The organism is Vulcaniibacterium thermophilum (assembly GCF_007923255.1).
GTDB lineage: Bacteria > Pseudomonadota > Gammaproteobacteria > Xanthomonadales > Xanthomonadaceae > Lysobacter_F > Lysobacter_F thermophilum.
On sequence record NZ_VOHJ01000002.1, the window covers coordinates 144,417 to 166,070 of the forward strand.

The window sequence follows — 21,654 nt, forward strand, 5'->3', positions numbered from 1 at the left end:
CGGCAGGCAGCGCCGCCGGCACGGGCGCTCAGCGCTGCGGCAGCGCCAGGTGGGCGGCGTCCAGCGGCGAGCCGGCGCGCGGGCGGGCCGGGATCGCGGCGTCGGACGGCAACGGCGCGCCGCTCTCCAGATGCGCCCAGGTGCGGTCGAGCGCCTCGTAGACGTACGGCAGCAGCGGCACGTACTGCGCGGCGAAGACCGGCAGGCCGAGGAAGGCGTCGAAGTGCTGGGCGTTGGCGACCTGCCAGTAGCGCACGTCGCCTCCGGCCTCGCGCGCGTGACGCACGTAGGGCGCACTGGTGAAGGCGGCCGGGATCAGCCCGTCGCTGCGGCCGTGGACGACGAAGACGGGCAGACCGGCGCGCGGCGCGCCGGCGCGGGTTGCGGCGACGCCGGCGCGGACGCGCGCTGCCGCCTCGCCCTCGCCCGTCCACAGCTCGCGCAGGCAGCGCAACTGCCGCGCGATGCCGTCGCGGGCGACGATCTGCGCGCCCGCGCCGGGCGGGATGCCGCTGGCATCGGCCCACCACGCGGCGCGCTCGGCATCGGTGGCCGGGCGCGGCTGGCCGTTCGCGTCCGTGGCCGCGAAGCGGATGCCGCAGGGGTGCTCGTCGACGCCGAAACGGCCGTAGGCGGACGCATAGGTGGCGGCGATCGCCCGCCACAGATCGAAGCTGACGCTGATCGCGCCGCCGCGCAGCGCTTCGTCGGTCCAGCCGCGCGCGCGCAGCCGATCGTAGGCTTGGCGCTGGCGGGCGGCCTCGTCGTCTCCGTCCACGAGCCCCGCTTCGGCCGCGGCGATGCAGGCCTCGCCCACGGCCGGCGGCAGCGGAACGCCCATGTGCCTCAGCGCGCACGGCATCAGCAGCGCGGCCTGGGTCGTGTAGTCGTAGAGCGGAATCGCGCCTTGCACCGTGACGTTGGGCTCGCCGGCCACCACCGCGTCGAGCCAGGGCGCGTCGTCCTCCGCCGCGCGCAGCACGGCGCCGCCGCCGTTGGAGATGCCGACCGCGATCACGCGCGTGTTGTCGAAACGAAACGGCGCGGCCTGCGGAAACGCGCGATCGAGCGCCTGCAGGGCGAACTCGGCGGCCTGGCGCACGTGCAGGCCCCACGCGGCCTCCGGGTTGTCCTGCGAGTGGGCGTGCTTCACCGCGATCCCGCGCACGCCGCTTCCGGCGGCGGGCGCATCGGGCGCGAACGCGAGCGGCGCATCGGCCGCCGGGGCGACCGTGCCGTCGAGGGCGATGCCCTGCCCGGCGTCGAGGTCGAACCAGTCGGTGCCCGCGCCCTTGTCGGTGTAGGCGACCGCGCAGCCCTTCGGCAGCCCCCAGGCGCCGCCGACCGCGATCGCGCCGTACACGCCGCGCGAGCCCGATGCCGGCGCGACCACGACGCAGCGCCTGCCGGTGTCGAACGCGTCGGGCACCTGCACCACCACGCGGTGCGGCTGGCGCGCGCCCGGCACGCGCGCGAGGGCGTGGTACTCGCGCCCCGGCACGCGCGCGGTCGATCCGTACAGCGCGCCATAGCCGCCGCCCGGGGAAAGGTCGGCGATGCCGCGCCAGTTCGACCACAGTGCGCGACGCCGCAGTTCCGCCGGTGTGGGCCGCGCCGGATCGGCGAACGCCGGCGGCGCGGCGGCGCGCAGGCCGTCGGGGCCCAGGCCCGCCGTCAGCAGGTCGTCGCCGTCGCGATGCTCGGTGACGCGCACGGCGTCGAAGGTCGGTGCGGCGTCGCGCATGCCGGGGCTCGCACAGCCGGCCGCGAACGCGGCCAGCGCCAGGGTCAGGACGGATTTCGCGCTCATGACACGCACCCTACCGCGGGCCCGCGTCGCCGCCATCGTACGTTGGTACCACGCCGGCGGCCCGCGCGATTGCTAGGCTGGGCGGCAGGAGGACCGCATGAAGACCCACACCATCCTGATCACGGGCGCCGGCAGCGGCATCGGCGCGGGCATCGCCGGGCAGCTCGCGCGCGACGGCCACCACGTCGTCGTCACCGATCTTTCCGCGCAGGCCGCGGAATCGGTCGCGCGCGCCATCCGCGAGGCCGGCGGCAGCGCCGAGGCGCACGCGCTCGACGTCACCTCGGACGAAAGCGTCGCCACCGTCCTGCGGGCGCTGTCGCGGCCGCTCGACGTGCTGGTCAACAACGCCGGGCTGCAGCACGTGGCGCCGCTGGAGGAGTTCCCGATGGAGAAATGGGAACTGCTGGTGCAGGTGATGCTGATCGGGGTGGCGCGCCTCACCCGTGCCGTGCTGCCCGGCATGCGCGAGCGCGGCTTCGGCCGCATCGTCAACATCGGCTCGATCCACTCGCTGGTCGCCAGCCCGTTCAAGAGCGCCTACGTGTCGGCCAAGCACGGCCTGCTCGGCTTCTCGAAGGTGATCGCGCTGGAGACGGCCGGCACCGACATCACCGTCAACACCATCTGTCCCACCTACGTGAAGACGCCGCTGGTCGACCGGCAGATCGCCGACCAGGCGCGCACGCGCGGCATCCCGGAATCGGAAGTCGTCAGCCAGGTGATGCTGAAGCCGATGCCGAAAGGCGTGTTCATCAGCTTCGAGGAACTGGCCGGCATCACCGCGTTCCTGATTTCGCCGGCGGCGCGCAACATCACCGGACAGACGATCACCGTCGATGGCGGATGGACGATCCAGTGAGCGGCTTCGGCGTCGAGGTGACGGGTCGGTCGTTCCGGCGGATGCGGACTGCTGTCCGGACGCCAACCCGCCTTCGTACTCGTCGTCCCCGTGGAAGCGGTAACGACGAAAACGGGTATGGCGGGCGAGCGGTACGCGACGTCACTGGTCACAGCTCGCCATGCGCGCCAACTGCCGCCTCCGCCGCGCACGGTACCGATCTCCGGCTGCCGCCACGAACGTTCTCCGGACGGCGGCAGGCGGAAGCGGGAACCTGTCGCCGTTGCGGCACGCACGGGTTGACGGTGCCGCCATGCCCTCGCTGCTGATCGCCGACGACCACCCGCTGTTCCGTGCCGCCCTGCGCGGCGCGGCGGCGGAGGCCGTGTCGGATCTCCTCGTGCACGAGGCCGATTCGCTGGACGGCGTGCTGGCGGTGCTCGAAGCCGAACCCGACATCGACCTGGTGCTGCTCGATCTGCACATGCCCGGCAATCACGGGCTGGCGGGACTGGCGGCAGTCCGCGCGCAGTACCCGGGCGTTGCGGTCGTGGTGGTGTCGGCCAACGAAGATCCGCGCGTGGTGCGGCGCGCGCTCGATCACGGTGCCGCGGGCTACCTGCCCAAGAGCTCGAGCCTCGAGGACCTGCGCGAGGCCATCCGCGCCGTGCTGGCCTGCGAACAATGGCTGCCGCCCGCCCTGCGCGCCGCGGTGGCGCGCACCCAGAGCGCCAGCCGCGACGCCGATCTCGCCGCGCGCCTGGCAAGCCTTTCGCCGCAGCAGTTCCGCGTGCTCACGCTGGTGGCGCAGGGCCTGTTGAACAAACAGATCGCCGACCGCCTCGACGTGCAGGAGCGCACGGTGAAGGCGCATTTGTCGGCGATCTTCGAACGGCTCGGCGTGCGCAACCGCACGCAGGCGAGCGTGGTGCTGCGCGAACTGGAACTGAGCGATCCCGCCCGCCTGATCGACGAGCCGTAGGGCGGGTCTCGACCCGCCGCTCCGATCACGCCAGCTTCGTCGGTTGGGCTGAGCGCAGCGAAGCCCAACGTCGCATGGCACACCGACGTTGTCCCGCGGGAACGTTGGGCTTCGCCTTCGGCTCAGCCCAACCTACGCATCCGCCCCAGCGACCGTAGGGCGGGTCTCGACCCGCCGCTCCGATCACGCCAGCTTCGTCGGTTGGGCTGAGCGCAGCGAAGACCAACGTCGCATGGCCGCGCCAACGTCGCGCCGCGGAGGCGTTGGGCTTCGCCTTCGGCTCAGCCCAACCTACACATTCGCCCCAGCGACCGTAGGGCGGGTCTCGACCCGCCGCTCCCGATCACGCCAGCTTCGTCGGTTGGGCTGAGCGCAGCGAAGCCCAACGTCGCATGGCACACCGACGTCGTCCCGCGGGAACGTTGGGCTTCGCCTTCGGCTCAGCCCAACCTACGCATTCGACCCAGCGGCCGTAGGGCGGGTCTCGACCCGCCGCTTCAGCCTTCGACGTATGCGCCCACGGCGGGTCAAGACCCGCCCTACTGCATCAGCCGCTCACGCTGGGAACCAACCCACGCCGCTCGGCGGCGAGCAGGCGGTCGAGCGTGGACTTCAGCGCCAGCGGTTTCAGCGGCTTGGTGAGGAACGTCAGGCCCGCCTCGTGCACCGCGCGCCGCACGCTCGCGCCACCGTCCGCGCTCAGGATCACCGTCGGCGGCATCGCGCCTTCGCCCGCCAGGTCGGCCGCCAGCGCAAGGCCGGTGTCGCCATGGTCGAGGTGATAGTCGAACAGCCACAGCGCCGCCGGGCGCTCGCGATGGGCCGCGATCGCCTGCGCGCGCTCGGCCACGGCGACCGTCTCGCAGCCCCATCCCTGCAACAGGCCGCGCAGGGCCGCCAAGGCCGCCGGATCGTTGTCCACGACCAGCACGCGCAGGCCCGCAAGTCCCTGCGCGCGCGGCGCGGCCGGCGCGGCGGCACGTCGTGCGGCGCGCGGCACGCTCACCGCGAACGCGGTGCCCGCGCCCACGCGGCTGCGCAGCGTCAGCGGCGCGTCGAGCAGATGCGCGATGCGGTCGGCGATGAACAGGCCCAGCCCCAACCCCTGCCCCGCCGCGTCCTCGCCGCGACGGAACTCCTCGAAGATCGCGCGGCGCTGGTGTTCCTCGATGCCCGGTCCGGTGTCGTGCACCTCGATGCGGATGCGGCCACCGTCCATCCGCGCACCCAGCAGCACGCTGCCGCGTGCCGTGTAGCGCACCGCGTTGGCGAGGAAGTTCTGCAGCACCCGACGCAGCAACTGCGGATCGCTGTGCACCCACGCGCCGGTGCGCACGAAGCGGAAGCGCAAACCGCGCGCGGCGGCGATCGCGGCGAACTCGGACGCCAGCGGCTCCAGCACCTCGGCCAGCGGGAAGTCGCGCATCTGCGGCGCCAGGCCGCCGGCCTCCAGCCGCGACATGTCCAGAAGCCCGGTCAGCAGCTCGCTGGTGGAGGCGAGCGCGCCCGCGATCTGGCCGGCCAGCGTGCGCTGCTGCGGCCGTTCGAGCTGGGTGGCGAGCGAATCGGTGAACAACTGCGCGGCATGCAGCGGCTGCATCAGATCGTGGCCGATCGCGGTCAGGAAGCGGCTCTTGGCGACGTTGGCGCGTTCGGCCTCGCGCTTGGCGACTTCCAGGTCGGCCGTGCGCTCGGCCACGCGCTGCTCCAACGTCTCGTTGGCCTGGATCAGCGCGGCCTGCGCACGGCGGAACGCGGTGACGTCGGTGAAGGTGGCGACGAAGCCGCCGCCCGGCATCGGGTTGCCGCGGATCTCGATGATGCTGCCGTCCGGCAGCACGCGCTCGGACAGGTGCGGTGTGCCCGCGCGCATGAAGGCGAGCCGGCGCTCCAGCGCGCGTTCGATGTCGCCCTCGAACGGCAGGCGCTCCAGCGCCCAGCGCGCGAGATCGGCGATGGGCCGGCCGACCTGCAGCAGATCGGCGGGGAAGCCGAACAGTTCGGCGTAGCGCCGGTTCCAGGCGACCAGACGCAACTGCGCGTCGACCACGCTGATGCCCTGGCTCATGTTGTGCAGCGCCGCCTCCAGCACGCGCTGGTTGAAGCGCAGATCGGCGGACGCCTCGCCGACGATCGCCGCCACCGTTTCCAGATGTCCGGCCTCGCGGCGCGCGGCGTCGAGCAGCACGCGCGCCGACGCCGAGCCCAGCACCGCGGCGAGCTCGCGCTCGACCCGATCCTCGACCGCCGCCGGCACCGGGCCGGTCGGCACCACGCCGTACATCAACTGCGCGATGCGTTCGCGCGGAAGGAAACGCGCGGCGGCGTCGCGCAGGGTGGCGGCGTCGAGCCCGCGATACGCCTGCCGTGGCGGTTCGCGCCGCCACACCGCGACCAGCACCGTCGCCAGCGTCCCGAGAAACAGACTGGCCCCGACCGCACGCGCGAGCCGGCTCCAGCCGGTCAGCCCGAACAGGCTCTCCGGCGCGAGCCACCCGATGCCCCACGGCCCGGCCGCCAGCCACGACGGCGCGTTGCCGCGCGCCTCCGCGGTCAACGGCAGCAGCAGCACCCACGCCCACGCGGCGAAACCGACCACGATGCCGGCGATCGCCGCGCGCGGCGGCGTCTGCGGCCGCCACACCGCGAACGCGAGCGCCGGCGCCAGCGTCGCCAGCGCCGAGAACGACACCGCGCCGACATCGGCGAGCGCCGCGTTGCCGGCGATCAGCCGGCTGTACGCCCAGGCCAGCAGCATGATCGCGACGATCCCCACCCGGCGCAGGGCCAGCACGCTCGGCTGCAGGTCGGTGCCGTCGTTGCGCGCCCACGCGCCGCGCAGCAGGCCGGGCGCGAACCAGTGGTTGCCGATCATCAGGCTCAGGCTGAGCGTGCTCACCACCACCATGCCGGTGGCCGCGCTCAGCCCGCCGAGGAAGGCGAACAGCGCCAGCCCCTCGTGCCCCTGCGACAGCGGCAACGCCAGCACGTACAGATCGGACGGCACCGCATCGCCGAGCAGCGCGCTGCCGGCCATCGCCAGCGGCAGCACCGGCAGTGCGATCAGCAGCAGATACAGCGGGAACTGCCAGCGTGCGGTGCGCACGTCGTTCTCGTCGCGGCACTCGACCACGGCGATATGGAACTGATGCGGCAGGATGAACATCGCCAGCGCTCCGAGCACCACCAGCGGCGCGAAGCCGCCGATCGCCGGCTCGGCGCCCGACGGCGGCGGCACGACCGCGGCCGGTTCGAACGCCGCATCGAGCCCGAACCACACGAACAAGCCGATCGCCAGCATCGCCGCCAGCTTGACGACCGACTCCAGCGCCATCGCCAGCACCAGCCCGCGGTTGTGGTCGGCGGCCCGCGCCCGGCGCGTGCCGAACAGCATCGCGAACATCGCCATCGCCAGCGCGACGTATAGCGCGCTGTCCTGCCAGGCCGGCGCGGCGCCCGCGTCGCGCGCGGTCAGCATCGCGAAGCTCATCGCCACCGCCTTGAGCTGCAGCGCGATGTAGGGAACCAGCCCGAGCGCCGCGACCAGCGTCACCGTCGCCGCCAGCCAGGCGTCCTTGCCCAGGCGCGTGGCGATCAGGTCGGCGAGCGAGGTCGCATTGCTCTCGCGCGCCAGCCGCACCAGCCGCAGCATGAAGCGCACCGCCAGCGCGTACAGCAGGATCGCGCCGACGAACGTGGGCGGCAGCGGCCAGCCGTAGCGCGCGGCCTGGGTTACCGTGCCGTAGAACGTCCACGAGGTGCAGTGCACCGCGAGCGACAGCGCATAGACGTGCCGCCAATGGCGCGTCCACAGCGCGGGCCGGCGTTCGGCGACCATTGCCGCCCCGAACATCAGCGCCAGCCACGCCAGGCCGGCGACGGTGACGACTGCGATGTTCAGCATGCCCGGCTGCACTCAGCGCCCTGCGTCAGGGCGACGCGGCGAGGATAGCCAAGCGGACAGGGGTGCGGGTGCGCAGTCGCGCGGATCGCCGAACGTGCCGGGCACCTTCCGTCGCCCCGGCGAAAGCCGGGGCCCGATCCGCTCTTGCTGGTGCGCTCGCAACAATGGGCCCCGGCTTTCGCCGGGGCGACGGGTTTCGCGAAGGCACGAACAGCGGCGCGCGGATACGAAAGCGACAACTCAGAAGTCGTACCGCACCGTCACCGCGTACTGCCGCGGCGGCCCGTAGAAACCGGTCAGCACGCCGAGCGCGCTCTGCAGGTTGTAGCCGGTGGTGCGGTATTCCTTGTCGGTGAGGTTGGTGCCCTGCACCGTCACCGACCACGGCCCGCCGCTGCGCCAGGTCACGCCGGCGTTGACCAGGCCGTAGGCGTCCTGGGTGATCGGCCGCGCGCCGGTGCGCACGATCTCGGTGGTCGCCACCACGTCGTCCTGGTAGCTGTAGCCCACCCGCGCCGCGAGGTTGCCGGCGCCGATGTCGGTGCGGTACTCGAGATTGACGGCGCCGGAGAATTTCGGCGCGTTGGTGAACTCCTGCTCGTCGGCGATGTTGACGCCGGCGTACATGAACTCGTCGTACTCCGCGTCCAGCCACGCGAGGTTGCCGGTCAGCAGCCAGTGCTCGGTGGGCAGCCACTGGTACTCGACCTCGAAGCCGCGGACCGTGCCGGCGCCGGCATTGGTGAAGTCGCCGAAGAAGGCGTCGTTGGTGCCGTCGCCGTTGCTGTCGTAGGCGGTGAACACCGACAGCTGGATGTCCTTGTACCTGTTGTGGAAGTAGGCCAGGTTGAGGAACAGCGTGTCGTCGAGGAAGGCCATCTTGCTGCCGACCTCGTAGCTGTCGACCACCTCGTCGTCGAACGGCTCGGCCGAGCGCGGCACCGCGGTGGCCTGCGCGCGGATGTTGTAGCCGCCTGACTTGAAGCCGCGGGTGGCGAGCGCGTACAGCATGATGCCGTCGGTCGCCTGCCAGTCGAGCGACACCTTCGGCGACAGGTTCTGGAAGTCGATGCGCTTGTCGAAGTTGGCCGCGATCGGCGTCGGATTGTTCGCCGCGCAGCGCACCGCGAGCTGGCTGAAGGTGGCATCGCTGTAGCAACGGTTCAGCACCCGCGCGCGCTTCTTCTCGTCCGTGTAGCGGGCGCCGACGTCGAGCGTGAGGCGCTCGGTGAGATCGAACGTCCAGTCGGCGTAGACGGCGACGCTCTCGGTGTAGACCGTGCCCTGGGTGTCGCCGAAGGACAGGTTGAAGAAGTTGTTGAGCACCTGGCCGCCAGCCTCGCCGTCGAACGCGTAGACGCCCATCACGCCGCGCGCGCGGCCGCCGGCGTCGTAGTTGGCCTGCAGTTCGTGGCTGACCTGCTCGTCGGCGTAGAACGCCTTCACATCGGCGATGATGTTCGGCAGCGTGTCGAAATCGATGTTGGTCTCGGTGTCCGACTCGCGCTTGGCGAGCACGTACTTGAACACCCAGTCCTCGCTCGCGCGCCAGTTCACCGTGGCCGAGGCGCCCTTCATCGTGGTGTCGTTGACGTTGGGCATGCCGTTGCGGACGTCGTAGCGGTCGTCCATCGGCGCCTGGGTCGGGGCGAACCGGTTCGGCGCCAGCATGCGCGCGCCGCGCACGCCGGACTGGTCGTCCATCCAGTCGAACGCGAACTGGATGTCGACGTCGTCGCCGATCCACGCGCCGAGCTGGCCGCGGAAGGCGAGGATCTCCTTGTCGCTCACGTCCTGCCCGGTGCGCACGTTCTCGCCGAAGCCGTCGCGGTTGAGGCTGGCGACGGCGACGCGGCCGCGCAGGCTCTCGCTGCCCAGCGGGCCGCCGACCGCCGCCTTGACGTCGAGCTGGTCGTAGTTGCCCACCGTCACCGAGGCGAAGCCATCGAACGACTGCGGCAGCCCGCGCGCGACGTACTTGATCGCGCCGCCGATGGTGTTCTTGCCGTACAGCGTGCCCTGCGGTCCGCGCAGCACCTCGATGCGCTCGACGTCGAACACGTCCAGCAGCGCGCCCTGCGGACGCGCGATGTAGACATCGTCCATGTAGATGCCCACGCCCGGATCGACGCCCCACAGCGGATCGGACTGGCCGATGCCGCGGATGTAGGCGGTGATCGTGCTGCTGGAGCCGCGCGCGGCGTAGACGGTGAGGTTCGGCACCTGCGCGTCGAGATCGCCGAGGTCGTCCACCGCCAGCCGGTCCAGCGCCTCCGGCGTGAACGCGGTGACCGCCACCGGCACTTCCTGCAGCGTCTCCTCGCGCTTGCGCGCGGTCACGGTGACGCCGCCGAGCGTCGTGGCCTCGGCCTGGGGCTGCTGCGTCTGCGCGTCGGCGCTCTGCGCCCAGGCGGGCGGAGCGAGCAGCGCGCAGGCGATGGCGAGACTGAGATGGGTGCGGCTTGCGGCAATGCGACGCTTCACGGTTGTTCCCTCGCGGCGGACGGGTGGCACTCGGTGCCGTCGTGCGCACCCTAGGCGAACGGCCGCGTGACCGGACCTGTACCTTCGGACAATGCCGGCTGCGGAAACCGGGTGCGGATACTGCGCGCAACCTGCCCGAGGACTGCCGAATGTCGCTGCTGATCGTGCTCGCCGCGCTGGCGTTCCTGATGGTCGTCGCCTACCGCGGCTACAGCGTGATCCTGTTCGCGCCGGTGGCGGCGCTCGGCGCCGTGCTGCTGACCGACCCCTCGCTGGTGGCGCCGATGTTCACCGGCCTGTTCATGGACAAGATGGTCGGCTTCCTCAAGCTGTACTTCCCGGTGTTCCTGCTCGGCGCGATCTTCGGCAAGCTGATCGAGACCTCCGGGTTCTCGAAGGCCATCGTCGCCTCCACCATCAAGGTGGTCGGCACGAAGCGCGCGATGCTGTCGATCGTGCTGGTGTGCGCGCTGCTGACCTACGGCGGCGTGTCGCTGTTCGTGGTGGTGTTCGCGGTGTACCCGTTCGCCGCCGAGCTGTTCCGCCAGAGCGACATCCCCAAGCGCCTGATCCCCGGCACGATCGCGCTCGGCGCGTTCACCTTCACGATGGACGCCCTGCCCGGCACGCCGCAGATCCAGAACATCATCCCCACCACGTTCTTCGGCACCGACGCCTGGGCGGCGCCGGTGCTCGGCACGCTCGGCGGCGTGTTCATCCTCGCCCTCGGACTGCTGTATCTCGAATCGCGCCGGCGCAAGGCCGCCGCGGCGGGCGAAGGCTACGGCGATCCGGCGGCACTGGTGAACGAGCCGGCCCCGTTCGCCGGCGACCGCCTCGTCCCGGCCTGGCTGGCGCTGTTGCCGCTGGTGCTGGTGGGCGTGAGCAACAAGCTGTTCACGGTGTGGATTCCGCGCCTGTACGGCACCGAGCACGCGTTCGATCCGGCCGTGATCGGCAGTGCGCCGCCGGTGGTGCAGGAAGTCTCCAAGGTCGCCGCGATCTGGGCGGTCGAAGGCGCGCTGCTGGTCGGCATCCTCAGCGTGCTGGCGTTCGCGTGGAAGCCGGTGGTCCGCAGCTTCGCCGACGGCACCAGAACGGCGATCGGCGGCGCGATGCTCGCGGCGATGAACACGGCATCGGAATACGGATTCGGCGCGGTGATCGCCGCCCTGCCCGGCTTCCTGCTGGTGGCCAATGCCCTGTCGGCGGTGCCCGATCCGCTGGTGAACGCGGCGGTGACGGTGACCTCGCTGGCCGGCATCACCGGCTCGGCCTCGGGCGGCATGAGCATCGCGCTCGCCGCCATGTCCGAAAGCATGATCGCCGCCGCCAATGCGGCCGGCATCCCGATGGACGTGCTCCACCGCGTGGTGGCGATGGCCTCCGGCGGCATGGACACGCTGCCGCACAACGGCGCGGTGATCACCCTGCTCGCCGTCACCGGCCTCACCCACCGCCAGGCCTATCGCGACATCTTCGCGGTCACGCTGATCAAGACCGCCGCGGTCGGCGTGGTGATCGCGCTGTTCTACCTGACGGGCTGGGTGTAGCGCGCCGGAAGATGCGCGACGCCCCCGACGGTGCGGCCGCCGGGGGCGCTGGGAAGACCGGTCGGGACGCGCGACGCCGCCGCACCGGCGGCGGCACCGGCCTGCGGCGGATCAGGCGACCACGCCCTGCCGCACGGCGCGCTCGTCCGGACGCGCCTCGCGCAGGGCCTGGATGCGCTCGGCCAGCGGCGGATGGCTCATGAACAGGCGCGCCAGCCCCTGCCCCACGCCGCCGCTGATGCCGAACGCCTGCACCTGCTTGGGCAGCGTGCTTTCGCCGTAGGTCATCGCCAGCCGCTCGAGCGCGGCGATCATCTTGTCGCGGCCGGCCAGGCGCGCGCCGCCCGCATCGGCGCGGAACTCGCGATGACGCGAGAACCACATCGCGATCATGCTGGCGAACAGGCCGAAGACGATCTCCAGCACGAACACGGTGACGAAATAGCCGATGCCGCCGCTGCTCTCGCCGTCGCGGTTGCCGCTGAGCACGCCGTCGACCACCCGGCCGACCAGACGCGCCAGCACGATCACGAAGGTGTTGAGCACGCCCTGGATCAGCGCCATGGTGATCATGTCGCCGTTGGCGATGTGGGCGACCTCGTGGCCGAGCACGGCTTCGGCCTCGTCGCGGTTCATCGCCCGCAGCAGGCCGGTGGACACTGCCACCAGCGCGTTGTTGCGGTTGGCGCCGGTGGCGAAGGCGTTGATCTCGGGCGCCTCGTAGATGGCGACTTCGGGCATGCCGATCCCGGCCGCCTGCGCCTGACGGCGGACGGTCTCCACCAGCCAGCGCTCGGCCTCGTTGCGCGGCTGTTCGATCACCTGCGCGCCGGTGCTCATCTTGGCGACCCACTTGGACATCAGCAGCGAGATCAGCGAGCCGCCGAAGCCGAACACCGCCGCGACGACCAGCAGCCCGGCGTCGTTGCGAAGGGAAATGCCGAATACCGCCTGCAGCACCGAAAGCACGATGCCGAGCAGCAGCAGGACGGCCAGATTGGTGGCGAGGAACAGCGCGATACGCTTGAGCATGGTCTTGGGCGAACGATTCCGCGCACCGTGCGCGGTCAGAGCGTGAAATGTGGCAGGCTGGGCTTGAATTCAAGACGAACGCATGCGGTTGACCGACACCCCCGCGCCCTACTGCGGCCGCTTCGCGCCCTCGCCCACCGGCCCGCTGCACTTCGGCTCGCTGCTGGCCGCGTTCGGTAGCTGGCTGATGGCGCGCAGCGCCGGCGGCGCGTGGCTCGTGCGCATCGAGGACGTGGACCGTTTCCGCGAAGTCGCCGGCGCCGCCGAGGCGCAGCTCGCCACGCTGCGCGCGTTCGGCCTGCAGGCCGACGGCGAGGTGGTGCGCCAGAGCGCGCGCGATGCGCTGTACCGCGCCGCGCTCGAGCGTCTGCTGGACGAAGGCCACGCGTTCGTCTGCCATTGCAGCCGCAGCGACCTGGCCGAAGCCGGCGGCGTGCACCGCCGCTGCGTGCCGGGCCGCCGCCGGCGCGATCCGGCGATCCGCCTGCGCGTGCCCGACGGCAGCGCGATCGCGTTCGTCGATGCGGTCCACGGCCCGCAGCGCCAGGACGTGGCCGCCGCGGTCGGCGACTTCGTGCTGCGGCGCGCGGACGGCTGCTGGGCCTACCAGCTTGCGGTGGTGGTGGACGATGCCGCACAGGGCATCACCGAGGTCGTGCGCGGGGCCGACCTGCTCGACTCCACCCCGCGCCAGATCCTGCTGCAGCGGACGCTCGGCCTGCCCACCCCCGGCCATGCCCATCTGCCGCTCGTGCTGGACACGCACGGACGCAAGCTGTCCAAGTCGGAGGCCGCGCTGCCGGTGGACGCGGCCGATCCGCTGCCCGCCCTGCGCCGCGCGTGGCAGGCGCTGGGCCAGGCGCCGTTCGCCGACGACAGCGACCGCGACCGCTTCCTGCGCCAGGCCGTCGAACGCTTCGAGCGCCACCGCATCCCGCGCCGCCCCGTGATGCCCGCTGCGACGCACAACATGCTTTCATGAAGCCCGACTAGACTCGCTGCAGGCCGCACGGTGCGGCCAAGGAGACGGATTCATGCAGTCACGCGTGGCATTGGTTACCGGAGGCACCGGCGGCATCGGCACCGCCATCATCGAGCGGCTGGCGCGGATGGGACACCGCGTGGCCACCAACTACCGCGACGAGGCCCGGGCGCGCGCCTGGCAGGCCCGCATGCGCGAACGCGGCGTGGAGGTGGCGATGGCGCCCGGGGACGTGGCCTCGCCCGAGCACGCCGAGGCGATGGTGCGCGAGATCGAGCGCCAGCTCGGCCCGGTCGAGATCCTCGTCAACAACGCCGGCATCACCCGCGACACCACCTTCCACAAGATGAGCGCGCTGCAGTGGCAGGAGGTGATCAACACCAACCTCAACTCCTGCTTCAACGTCACCCGCCCGGTGATCGAGGGCATGCGCGAACGCCGCTGGGGGCGGATCATCCAGATCAGCTCGATCAACGGCCAGAAGGGCCAGTACGGCCAGGCCAACTACGCCGCCGCCAAGGCCGGCATGCACGGCTTCACCATCTCGCTGGCGCAGGAGAACGCCCGCTTCGGCATCACCGTGAACACGGTATCGCCGGGCTACATCGCCACCGACATGGTGATGGCCGTCCCGGAACCGGTGCGCGAGAAGATCGTCGCGCAGATCCCGACCGGCCGCCTCGGCAAGCCCGAGGAGATCGCCTACGCGGTCGCCTTCTTCATCCCCGAGGAGGCCGACTGGATCACCGGGGCGAACCTCGCCGTGAACGGCGGCCAGTACATGGGCTGGTGAGGCCGACGGGCCGGCGGCACCGGCCCGTTGCAGCCCGTCGGAACGCGATCCGCCACATCTTGCAAGGCCCTTTCCGCTGCGCCATGCTGCGGGGCATCACGGTTTTTAGAGTGGATGCTCGATGGCCCCGCCGCGCGTGATCAAGAAATACCCGAACCGGCGCCTCTACGACACCGAGATCTCCACCTACATCACGATCGAGGACGTGCGCCAACTGATCGTCGACGGCGAGGAGTTCGAGGTGCGCGACGCCCGCACCGGCGAGGACCTCACCCGCCAGGTGCTGCTGCAGATCATCGCCGAGCACGAACAGGCCGGCGAGCCGGTGCTCACCACGCAGATGCTCAGCCAGATCATCCGCTTCTACGGCGATTCGATGCAGGGCTTCATGAGCAGCTACCTGGAGCGCTCGATGCAACTGTTCATGGAGCAGCAGCAGCAGTTCCGCAGCCAGTTCGGCAGCATGCTCGGGCAGACGCCGTGGGCCATGCTCAACCAGCTCACCGAGCGCAACCTGGCGATCTGGAAGGAGTTCCAGCAGAACCTCGCCAGCAACGTCGGCCAGCCCGTCGGCGCCAAACCCAAGCACAGCAAGAACGGCGTCAAGCCCGAAGGCTGAGCCGCCCTCCTCCGCGCTTTCCCGATGAGCAAACGCATTGCCGCCGTCAGTGGCGGCCTCGGCGGTCTCGGCACCGCGATCTGTCTCCACCTCGCCCGCGCCGGCCGCACCGTGATCGCGCTCGATCTGCCGCGGCCGGAGCGGCTCGACGCGTTCCGCCGCGAAACCGCCGGCCTCGACGTGCACGTCATGCCGCTCGACGTCACCGACTTCGCGGCCTGCGGCGAAGCGGTGCGCGCGATCGAAGCGGCCCACGGCGCGCTCGACATCCTCGTCAACGCCGCCGGCATCACCCGCGACGTCACCCTGCGGAAGATGGAGCCGGCGCAATGGGACGCGGTGTTGGAGGTCAACCTGGGCGGCGTGTTCAACCTGTGCCGCCATGCGGTCGAGGGCATGGCCGCGCGCGGTTTCGGCCGCATCGTCAACATCAGCTCGGTCAACGGCCAGACCGGCCAGTTCGGGCAGACCAACTACGCCGCCGCCAAGGCCGGCATGCACGGTTTCACCATGGCGCTGGCGCGCGAGGTGGCGCGCAAGGGCGTCACCGTCAACTCGGTCTCGCCGGGCTACTGCGAGACGGCGATGGTGGCGGCCATTCCCGACGCCGTCCGCGCCAAGATCGTCGAGCAGGTGCCGGTCGGCCGGCTCGGACGCCCGGAGGAGATCGCCCGCGCGGTGGCGTTCCTGGCCGACGACGATGCCGGTTTCATCACCGGCGCCAACCTGCCGGTCAACGGCGGACTGTTCATGAGTTTCTGAGGATGCGATGAAGCTGACCGCCCCGAGTCCCTTCGCCTGGTTCGTCGCCGTCGCCGCCGGCGGTGCCGGTCTGGCCGCCAAGTTCGGCCTGTTGCCGGCGCTGGCGCCGTTCGCGTTCTGGCTGGTGACGATCGGCTTCGCCGTGCTGCTGCTGGGCACGCTGCTGCGCGGCATGTGAGCGCGGCGCCGGGCATACCGACATGCCGGCGCGGCGCGCCGGGCCATGCGGGCGCGCCCGTTACACTTTCGCGCATGACCGAATTCATCCCACCCGGCACCCGCTTCGTCGAACTGCCCTCGCCGTTCCCGATGAAGCGGGGCGGCGCGTTGCACGGCGCGCGCATGGCCTACGAGACCTGGGGCACGCTCGACGACGAAGGCGACAACGCCGTGCTGATCCTCACCGGCCTGTCGCCCGACGCGCATGCGGCATCCAGCGAGCGCAACCCCGAGCCCGGCTGGTGGGAGGCCATGCTCGGCCCCGGCCGGCCGATCGACACCGACCGCTGGTTCGTGATCTGCGTGAACTCGCTGGGCAGTTGCAAGGGCTCGACCGGGCCGGCGTCGACCAACCCCGCGACCGGCGAACCGTACCGGCTCGATTTTCCGGACCTGTCGGTCGAGGACGGCGCCGACGCCGCGGCGCACGTGGTGCGCGCGCTGGGCGTGGAACGGCTCGCCTGCGTGATCGGCAACTCGATGGGCGGCATGGTCGCGCTCGCCCTGCTCTCGCGCCACCCCGGCATCGCCCGCACGCACATCAACATCTCCGGCGCGGCGCGCGCGCTGCCGTTCTCGATCGCGATCCGCTCGCTGCAGCGCGAGGCGATCCGGCTCGATCCCAACTGGAACCACGGCCACTACACCGACGAGCGCTACCCCGAATCGGGCATGCGCATGGCGCGCAAGCTGGGCGTGATCACCTACCGCTCGGCACTGGAATGGGACGGCCGTTTCGGCCGCGTGCGACTGGACCCGGACCGCCGCCCCGACGACGATCCGTTCGGGCTGGAGTTCGAGGTCGAAAGCTATCTCGAGGCGCACGCGCGCCGCTTCGTGCGGCGCTTCGATCCGAACTGCTATCTCTACCTCAGCCGCTCGATGGACTGGTTCGACCTCGGCGACTACTGCCAGGTGCAGCCCACCAGCCGGGCCGCCGACGCGCGCGACGCGCTCTCGCGCATCCGCATCGAGCGCGCGCTGGCGATCGGCGTGCACACCGACATCCTGTTCCCGCTGCAGCAGCAGCAGGAGATCGCCGAAGGCCTGGCCGCGGGCGGCGCCGACGCGCGCTTCCTGCCGCTGGAATCGCCGCAGGGGCACGACGCGTTCCTGGTCGACATCGCGCGCTTCGGGCCGGCGGTGCGCGGCTTCCTCGACCGCGTGCGCTGACGCGGCAGCGCCCCGCGCCCGGCGTGTCGCGGACGGGCGGCAAGCGCTCGCTCCGGTGCGTTGCAGGGACGGGCGCGTCTGCCTCCCTGCGGTTGTCGCCTCGTCCGTCGCACGGGCGGCGGCGTGACCGGAGGCCGCCCGGTGCCGGATCGGCCGGCGTAGAATCGGCCGCATGAACGCCGTCGCCGCGCCCCCGAACGCCCTGTTCCCCGACCGCGACCGGCTGGTCGCCGCCATCGACGCCGCGGTGACCGCAGGCGACGAGCACGCCGTCACCGCCGCCCTGCGCAGCGCGCTGTGCGGCCTGATCCGCAACCGCAGCGTGCGCCTGCCGGAATGCGTGTTCGAGCCGATCGGCGATCACTACGCCCGCCGCGAGCTGTACCGCAGCGACGAACACGGCTACAGCGTGGTGGCGATGACGTGGGGCCCCGGCCAGGGCACGCCGGTGCACGACCACTGCGGCCTGTGGTGCGTGGAGGGCGTGTGGCACGGCGAACTGGAGATCACCCAGTACGAGCTGCTCGAACGCGACGGCGACCGCTTCCGCTTCCGCGCCGCCGGCGGCATGCACGCCGGCCCCGGCAGCGCCGGCAGCCTGATCCCGCCGCACGAGTACCACACCATCCGCAACGCCAGCGAGGACGCGGTGGCCGTCTCGCTGCACATCTACCAGCGCTCGATGGAGCGCTGCTCCACCTTCCTGCCGGAAGGCGGCGAGTGGTACCGCCGCGCCAGCCGAACACTGTGCCTGGACCCCGCGGGCTGACGCCGGCCTTCCGCTTCCTCCGCGCATCCCGCGCGCCCACCGCGGTCCGCTTCCGCGGAGCCCCTGCGCGTCACGCTCGATCGACACCTGGGCCTCACCCGCCTGCGGGGTGAGGATGACCCGCTTGCGCGGCACAGCCGCGCGGGTCATCCGAACGCCTGCCGCGCTGCGGCAGGCCGGACGAAGGGTTGGGTGAGGGTGCGGCGTGGACGGGCCCCTGCCCATGCCCACTCTCGCCTCCCGCGCGCCGCATCGTTAATCTCGGCCGGCCGTTCGCCCGAGCCGACGCCGATGCTCACCGACTTCCTCCTCGCCAGCCTGCATCACCTGCTGGTCTACGGCCTGGTGGCGATGCTGGTCGCCGAAGCCGCGCTGCTGCGCGCGCCCGCGCCCGATGCCGCCACCGTGCAGCGTCTGGCGCGCCTCGACGCCGGCTACGGGATGACCGCGCTGGCGCTGCTGCTGGCGGGACTGGCACGCATCGGCTTCGGCCTGAAAGGGCACGACTTCTACGCGCACAACCCGTGGTTCTGGGCCAAGCTGGGCACGTTCCTGCTGATCGGCCTGCTCTCGCTGGGGCCCACGCTGCGCTACCTGCGCTGGCGGCGCGCCCTGCGCGATCGCCCCGACGCCGCCGTCCCCGTCGAAGACTGGACGCGCGCGCGGCGCCAGGTGCGCCTGCAGCTCGCCCTGCTCGCCCTGGTGTTCGTGTTCGCCGCCGGCATGGCGCGCCACGGCGGCCTGTGACCCACGGCAGCACGCGCGCCGCTATACTTCCCACCCGCGCCGGAATGGCGGAACTGGTAGACGCAGCGGACTCAAAATCCGCCGCCCTCAAAAGCGTGTGGGTTCGAGTCCCACTTCCGGCACCATCCCGAAAGGCCGCCTCGCGCGGCCTTTCCTTTTTTCCGCACGCACTTCACCTGCGCACCGCCAGCGCACCCTGCTTACCGCGCGGACCGGAGGCGTAACCATTACGCCCTCGAATAAGACCCTCCCGACCGCGACGCCAACCCACTTGCACCACCGCGCCAGCGCCACCGCCCCGCGCCCCAGCCGTTGACTCGTCCCCGTGCACTCGCTGAACATGCCGTGCATATCCCCGCTTGTGGGGACTAATTGGTGTTAGGCCCCACATATGCAGCCTCGCAACTGGTCCAACATTCTTCTGGCCGCGTCGTCAGTACCGAGTGCGCTGCTGCTGGCTTACGTGCTCTGGTACATGTTGGTTTTCCGCCCGTCCGGGCAAGAGGCGTGGGGAGACGGTGTCACCATCCTCTATCTCGGCGCGCTCAGCTATCCAATTTCGCTGGTCCTGCTCGCCACCGGCATCTTCCTAGCTATTCGCTGGCGTCGCCGGCACCCTGGCGTGAGCACGGCGGGTCCGCTGTGGTTTGTGTTGTCAGTCGTGCTACTGGTGGCGCCCTTTGTAGCGCTGTTTGCGGTAGCCCGCTAAGGTGGGGCCTAACAATTCGTCCAAGCCGACGCCGCTTCGCGGCGCGGCTTAACTCAGGTGTTAGCCCACGATGGACAAGCAACGCCGCCGCGAGTTGAAAGCGCTTGGAAAGGCTGAGGTAGCTCGCCAGTCGGCCGCGGTTTGGGCCGCTTTGCGCGAGGCGAACCCAGCTCAGCCCGGCGACCCGGAGTGGTCAGAAAACTATCGCCGCGGAGTAGAACGTGAGCGGTGGCTGCGCAAAGAACTACCGCTTCTGGCCCCCGACACGCTTCATAAGCTGTTCGTCGTTCGAGAAGCTGGTGGCGCGGGATGGGTCCCGCACATCGGTGGATACCTGCTTTGCACCTCATGTGGGTACGCCACTCCCTCCGCACTGCCCCGTCGTATGCTTTATTGGCGCGCCTGCGGCTGTGGCAATGTCCGCTGGCGTATGCTTTTCTGGTGGCGTCGCTCCAGCGTCAGGTATCCCGAAAAGCTAGTCCCAGTGAAGCTTACCGGCAGGGGCTAACGATTCGTCCAAGCCGACGCCGCTTCGCGGCGCGGCTTAACTCAGGTGTTAGGCCCCGCATGAAGCATTCGTCGGCCCCGTTCGTCCTTGCGCTGCTTCTCTGGGTTACGCCAGTCCAAGCGGCGAAATGTCCGCTGTATTCCTACATCGCGCAGCCCGGGCAAGATCCGGTCGGTCTGCTCAAACTTGAAGCTAGCTCGGAAGATGCACTTCGGAGCCAAATTCCCGGCGCACCTTCGGGCAAGCTTTGCTGGTACACCAGCCCGGAGGGTTTGCTGTTCGCGGAGCCACCGAAGGGGAACAAACGCTACATCTTCAGGCGCACCGAAGGCCGCTGGTCGTTTTCGGAAACCCAGAACTAATAATCGTAGTCGGCTGGGGCCCAGTGGCGGGGCCTAACAATTCGTCCAAGCCGACGCCGCTTCGCGGCGCGGCTTAACTCAGGTGTTAGGCCGCTTTGGAGAATCTAGTGGCTGCCCCATCAGACGCACAGCGCATCGCACTACTGACTGGCTACACCGTCATCAGCCTCTACTATGCTGCGGCGCTCTACGTTGCTTGGGCACAGCCAGGCTCGAAACGGTTTGGGCTGCTGCGACCGCGCTGGCGCGGCGGAGTTCGCGCCAGCCGATTCGGCGTTACTGCTCAGGCCGCATTTGCCTTCTCGCTCAGCGCGTTTGGAGCAAGCAAACTACTGCAGTTGTCCCTCCCAGCTCTTGAAGCGGTGTTTTGGGTTTCACTCGTCTTCTGTTTGGCCGGATGGCTTGTAGATTTCGCGGCCGACGGCGACTAGCTAGCGGCCTAACAATTCGTCCAAGCCGACGCCGCTTCGCGGCGCGGCTTAACTCAGGTGTTAGGCCCCCATGGCGAGTAACGACGCAAGTGCAATGATCGAGCAGGTCACAGACCGGGAGTCATTCCTGCAGTTTGTCCATGCGTTGGCTGCTGACCGCGAGGCGTTTGAGGGTACAGCCACCTCAGTAGATGGGTTTCAGGGCCCTTGGGCCAACACAAGCATTGCATCGTTTCTGGAGGCGGCAGCTGCCTGGGCTGAGGACTCGGCGTTCGGGGCGCGTATCGATCCGCAACCTCTTAACGAGTGGCAGGCTTTTGCCATGTTCCTATGGGCGGGCCGCAGCTATGAGTAGGGGGCCTAACAATTCGTCCAAGCCGACGCCGCTTCGCGGCGCGGCTTAACTCAGGTGTTAGGCCTCTGAGGGAACTATGTCGGAATTCCGAAAGCTACAGGCTCTTCCACCAAACCGCCTCGACAGCCGTGCACTTGAGGAACTGGAGGCGATCCTCTTGCAGGATTTCGCGCCGTGCGACGATGCGTTTGAAGTCACGGCTGAAGTGGGAGACAAGCGAGTTGTTGCTCGGTCTGTTGGAGAACTCCTGTCAAGGCTAGGTGGAGCAGAGCCTCAGTCGGTTCGCCTTCGAGCATTAGACTGGCGCGAAACCAACATCACTCGCGGGGCAACTGTTGAGGCGTACCCGCTTTGGGCGCAATGTCAGGTCCACGGTCTTGATGAAGCGTGGTTTAGGGGAAAGCTCCACCAAATTGACGAGTTCTTCCGGCGCAATAGGCCTTGGTACGGCCTTGCCCGGCCTTTGTTGCCATTCGCAATTGGCGGCGTTGTGGCGACGTCCCCCCGCCTTTGAGTAGCACGGCGATCTGGAGTCCAATCCCCAACGACAAGGAGATTGGACGTGAAGAAGCGTTTTACCGAAGAGCAGATCATCGGCTTCCTGCGTGAGGCGGAGGCC

General features: G+C 70.2%; 19 protein-coding genes and 1 tRNA gene. 15 read left to right on the top strand and 5 right to left on the bottom strand.

Annotated elements, in window-relative coordinates; all coding sequences use genetic code 11:
- Positions 1-28 precede the first annotated feature (28 nt).
- Positions 29-1,810: a 3-hydroxybutyrate oligomer hydrolase family protein gene (locus FQY64_RS01805; protein ID WP_229814965.1), complete on the bottom strand. Its 1,782-nt coding sequence runs from the start codon at positions 1,808-1,810 to the stop codon at positions 29-31.
- Positions 1,811-1,907: 97 nt separating this feature from the next.
- Between FQY64_RS01805 and FQY64_RS01810 the strand changes: the two genes are divergently transcribed.
- Both FQY64_RS01810 and FQY64_RS01815 read left to right on the top strand, forming a co-directional pair.
- A complete protein-coding gene (locus FQY64_RS01810; protein WP_146471988.1) occupies positions 1,908-2,672 on the top strand; it encodes a 3-hydroxybutyrate dehydrogenase in 765 nt (254 codons plus the stop codon).
- 292 nt (positions 2,673-2,964) lie between these two features.
- On the top strand, positions 2,965-3,633 hold the full coding sequence (locus FQY64_RS01815; RefSeq protein ID WP_146471989.1) for a response regulator: 669 nt from the start codon (positions 2,965-2,967) through the stop codon (positions 3,631-3,633).
- A 547-nt stretch (positions 3,634-4,180) separates the two neighbouring features.
- Here FQY64_RS01815 and FQY64_RS01820 read toward each other — a convergent pair.
- Together FQY64_RS01820 and FQY64_RS01825 are read right to left on the bottom strand one after the other, a co-directional pair.
- A complete protein-coding gene (locus FQY64_RS01820) occupies positions 4,181-7,537 on the bottom strand; it encodes a hybrid sensor histidine kinase/response regulator (protein WP_146471990.1) in 3,357 nt (1,118 codons plus the stop codon).
- 240 nt (positions 7,538-7,777) lie between these two features.
- Positions 7,778-10,021 carry a TonB-dependent receptor gene (locus FQY64_RS01825; protein WP_229814964.1) on the bottom strand — a complete coding sequence of 748 codons (2,244 nt, stop codon included), beginning with the start codon at positions 10,019-10,021 and terminating at the stop codon, positions 7,778-7,780.
- Between the two features lie 149 nt (positions 10,022-10,170).
- On the opposite strand from FQY64_RS01825, the gene FQY64_RS01830 reads away from it, so the two are divergent.
- Positions 10,171-11,574, top strand: a complete 1,404-nt coding sequence (locus tag FQY64_RS01830) for a GntP family permease (protein WP_146471991.1) — start codon at positions 10,171-10,173, stop codon at positions 11,572-11,574.
- 111 nt (positions 11,575-11,685) lie between these two features.
- On the opposite strand, the gene htpX is transcribed toward FQY64_RS01830, so the two are convergent.
- Positions 11,686-12,606, bottom strand: coding sequence for a protease HtpX (gene htpX, locus FQY64_RS01835; protein WP_146471992.1), 921 nt, complete (start codon positions 12,604-12,606; stop codon positions 11,686-11,688).
- Between the two features lie 82 nt (positions 12,607-12,688).
- Here htpX and gluQRS point away from each other — a divergent pair, with 82 nt between their 5' ends.
- The 12 genes from gluQRS to FQY64_RS01890 all read left to right on the top strand — a co-directional run bounded on the left by gluQRS (position 12,689) and on the right by FQY64_RS01890 (position 21,035).
- Complete coding sequence (gluQRS, locus tag FQY64_RS01840) at positions 12,689-13,588, top strand: tRNA glutamyl-Q(34) synthetase GluQRS (protein ID WP_146471993.1); 900 nt, start codon at positions 12,689-12,691, stop codon at positions 13,586-13,588.
- A gap of 52 nt (positions 13,589-13,640) precedes the next feature.
- Positions 13,641-14,381, top strand: coding sequence for an acetoacetyl-CoA reductase (phbB, locus tag FQY64_RS01845; protein WP_146471994.1), 741 nt, complete (start codon positions 13,641-13,643; stop codon positions 14,379-14,381).
- A gap of 121 nt (positions 14,382-14,502) precedes the next feature.
- Positions 14,503-15,000, top strand: coding sequence for a polyhydroxyalkanoate synthesis repressor PhaR (gene phaR, locus FQY64_RS01850; protein ID WP_146471995.1), 498 nt, complete (start codon positions 14,503-14,505; stop codon positions 14,998-15,000).
- A gap of 24 nt (positions 15,001-15,024) precedes the next feature.
- Positions 15,025-15,762 (top strand): acetoacetyl-CoA reductase, encoded by a 738-nt coding sequence (gene phbB / locus FQY64_RS01855; RefSeq protein ID WP_146471996.1) that lies wholly within the window; start codon positions 15,025-15,027, stop codon positions 15,760-15,762.
- Positions 15,763-15,769: 7 nt separating this feature from the next.
- Positions 15,770-15,940 (top strand): hypothetical protein, encoded by a 171-nt coding sequence (locus FQY64_RS14660; protein WP_186760824.1) that lies wholly within the window; start codon positions 15,770-15,772, stop codon positions 15,938-15,940.
- A gap of 74 nt (positions 15,941-16,014) precedes the next feature.
- A complete protein-coding gene (gene metX / locus FQY64_RS01860; RefSeq protein ID WP_146471997.1) occupies positions 16,015-17,154 on the top strand; it encodes a homoserine O-acetyltransferase MetX in 1,140 nt (379 codons plus the stop codon).
- Positions 17,155-17,326: 172 nt separating this feature from the next.
- Positions 17,327-17,923 carry a cysteine dioxygenase family protein gene (locus tag FQY64_RS01865; RefSeq protein WP_146471998.1) on the top strand — a complete coding sequence of 199 codons (597 nt, stop codon included), beginning with the start codon at positions 17,327-17,329 and terminating at the stop codon, positions 17,921-17,923.
- Positions 17,924-18,214: 291 nt separating this feature from the next.
- Positions 18,215-18,670, top strand: coding sequence for a DUF2214 family protein (locus FQY64_RS01870; protein ID WP_146471999.1), 456 nt, complete (start codon positions 18,215-18,217; stop codon positions 18,668-18,670).
- Positions 18,671-18,708: 38 nt separating this feature from the next.
- Positions 18,709-18,795, top strand: a tRNA-Leu gene (locus tag FQY64_RS01875).
- A gap of 266 nt (positions 18,796-19,061) precedes the next feature.
- On the top strand, positions 19,062-19,379 hold the full coding sequence (locus FQY64_RS01880; RefSeq protein ID WP_146472000.1) for a hypothetical protein: 318 nt from the start codon (positions 19,062-19,064) through the stop codon (positions 19,377-19,379).
- Positions 19,380-19,946: 567 nt separating this feature from the next.
- Complete coding sequence (locus FQY64_RS01885) at positions 19,947-20,249, top strand: hypothetical protein (protein WP_146472001.1); 303 nt, start codon at positions 19,947-19,949, stop codon at positions 20,247-20,249.
- A 525-nt stretch (positions 20,250-20,774) separates the two neighbouring features.
- On the top strand, positions 20,775-21,035 hold the full coding sequence (locus FQY64_RS01890; RefSeq protein WP_222431739.1) for a DUF7660 family protein: 261 nt from the start codon (positions 20,775-20,777) through the stop codon (positions 21,033-21,035).
- Between the two features lie 295 nt (positions 21,036-21,330).
- Here the strand turns inward: FQY64_RS01890 and FQY64_RS14910 are convergent.
- A partial coding sequence (locus tag FQY64_RS14910) for a hypothetical protein (RefSeq protein ID WP_222431740.1) occupies positions 21,331-21,654 on the bottom strand: 324 nt, incomplete at its 5' end.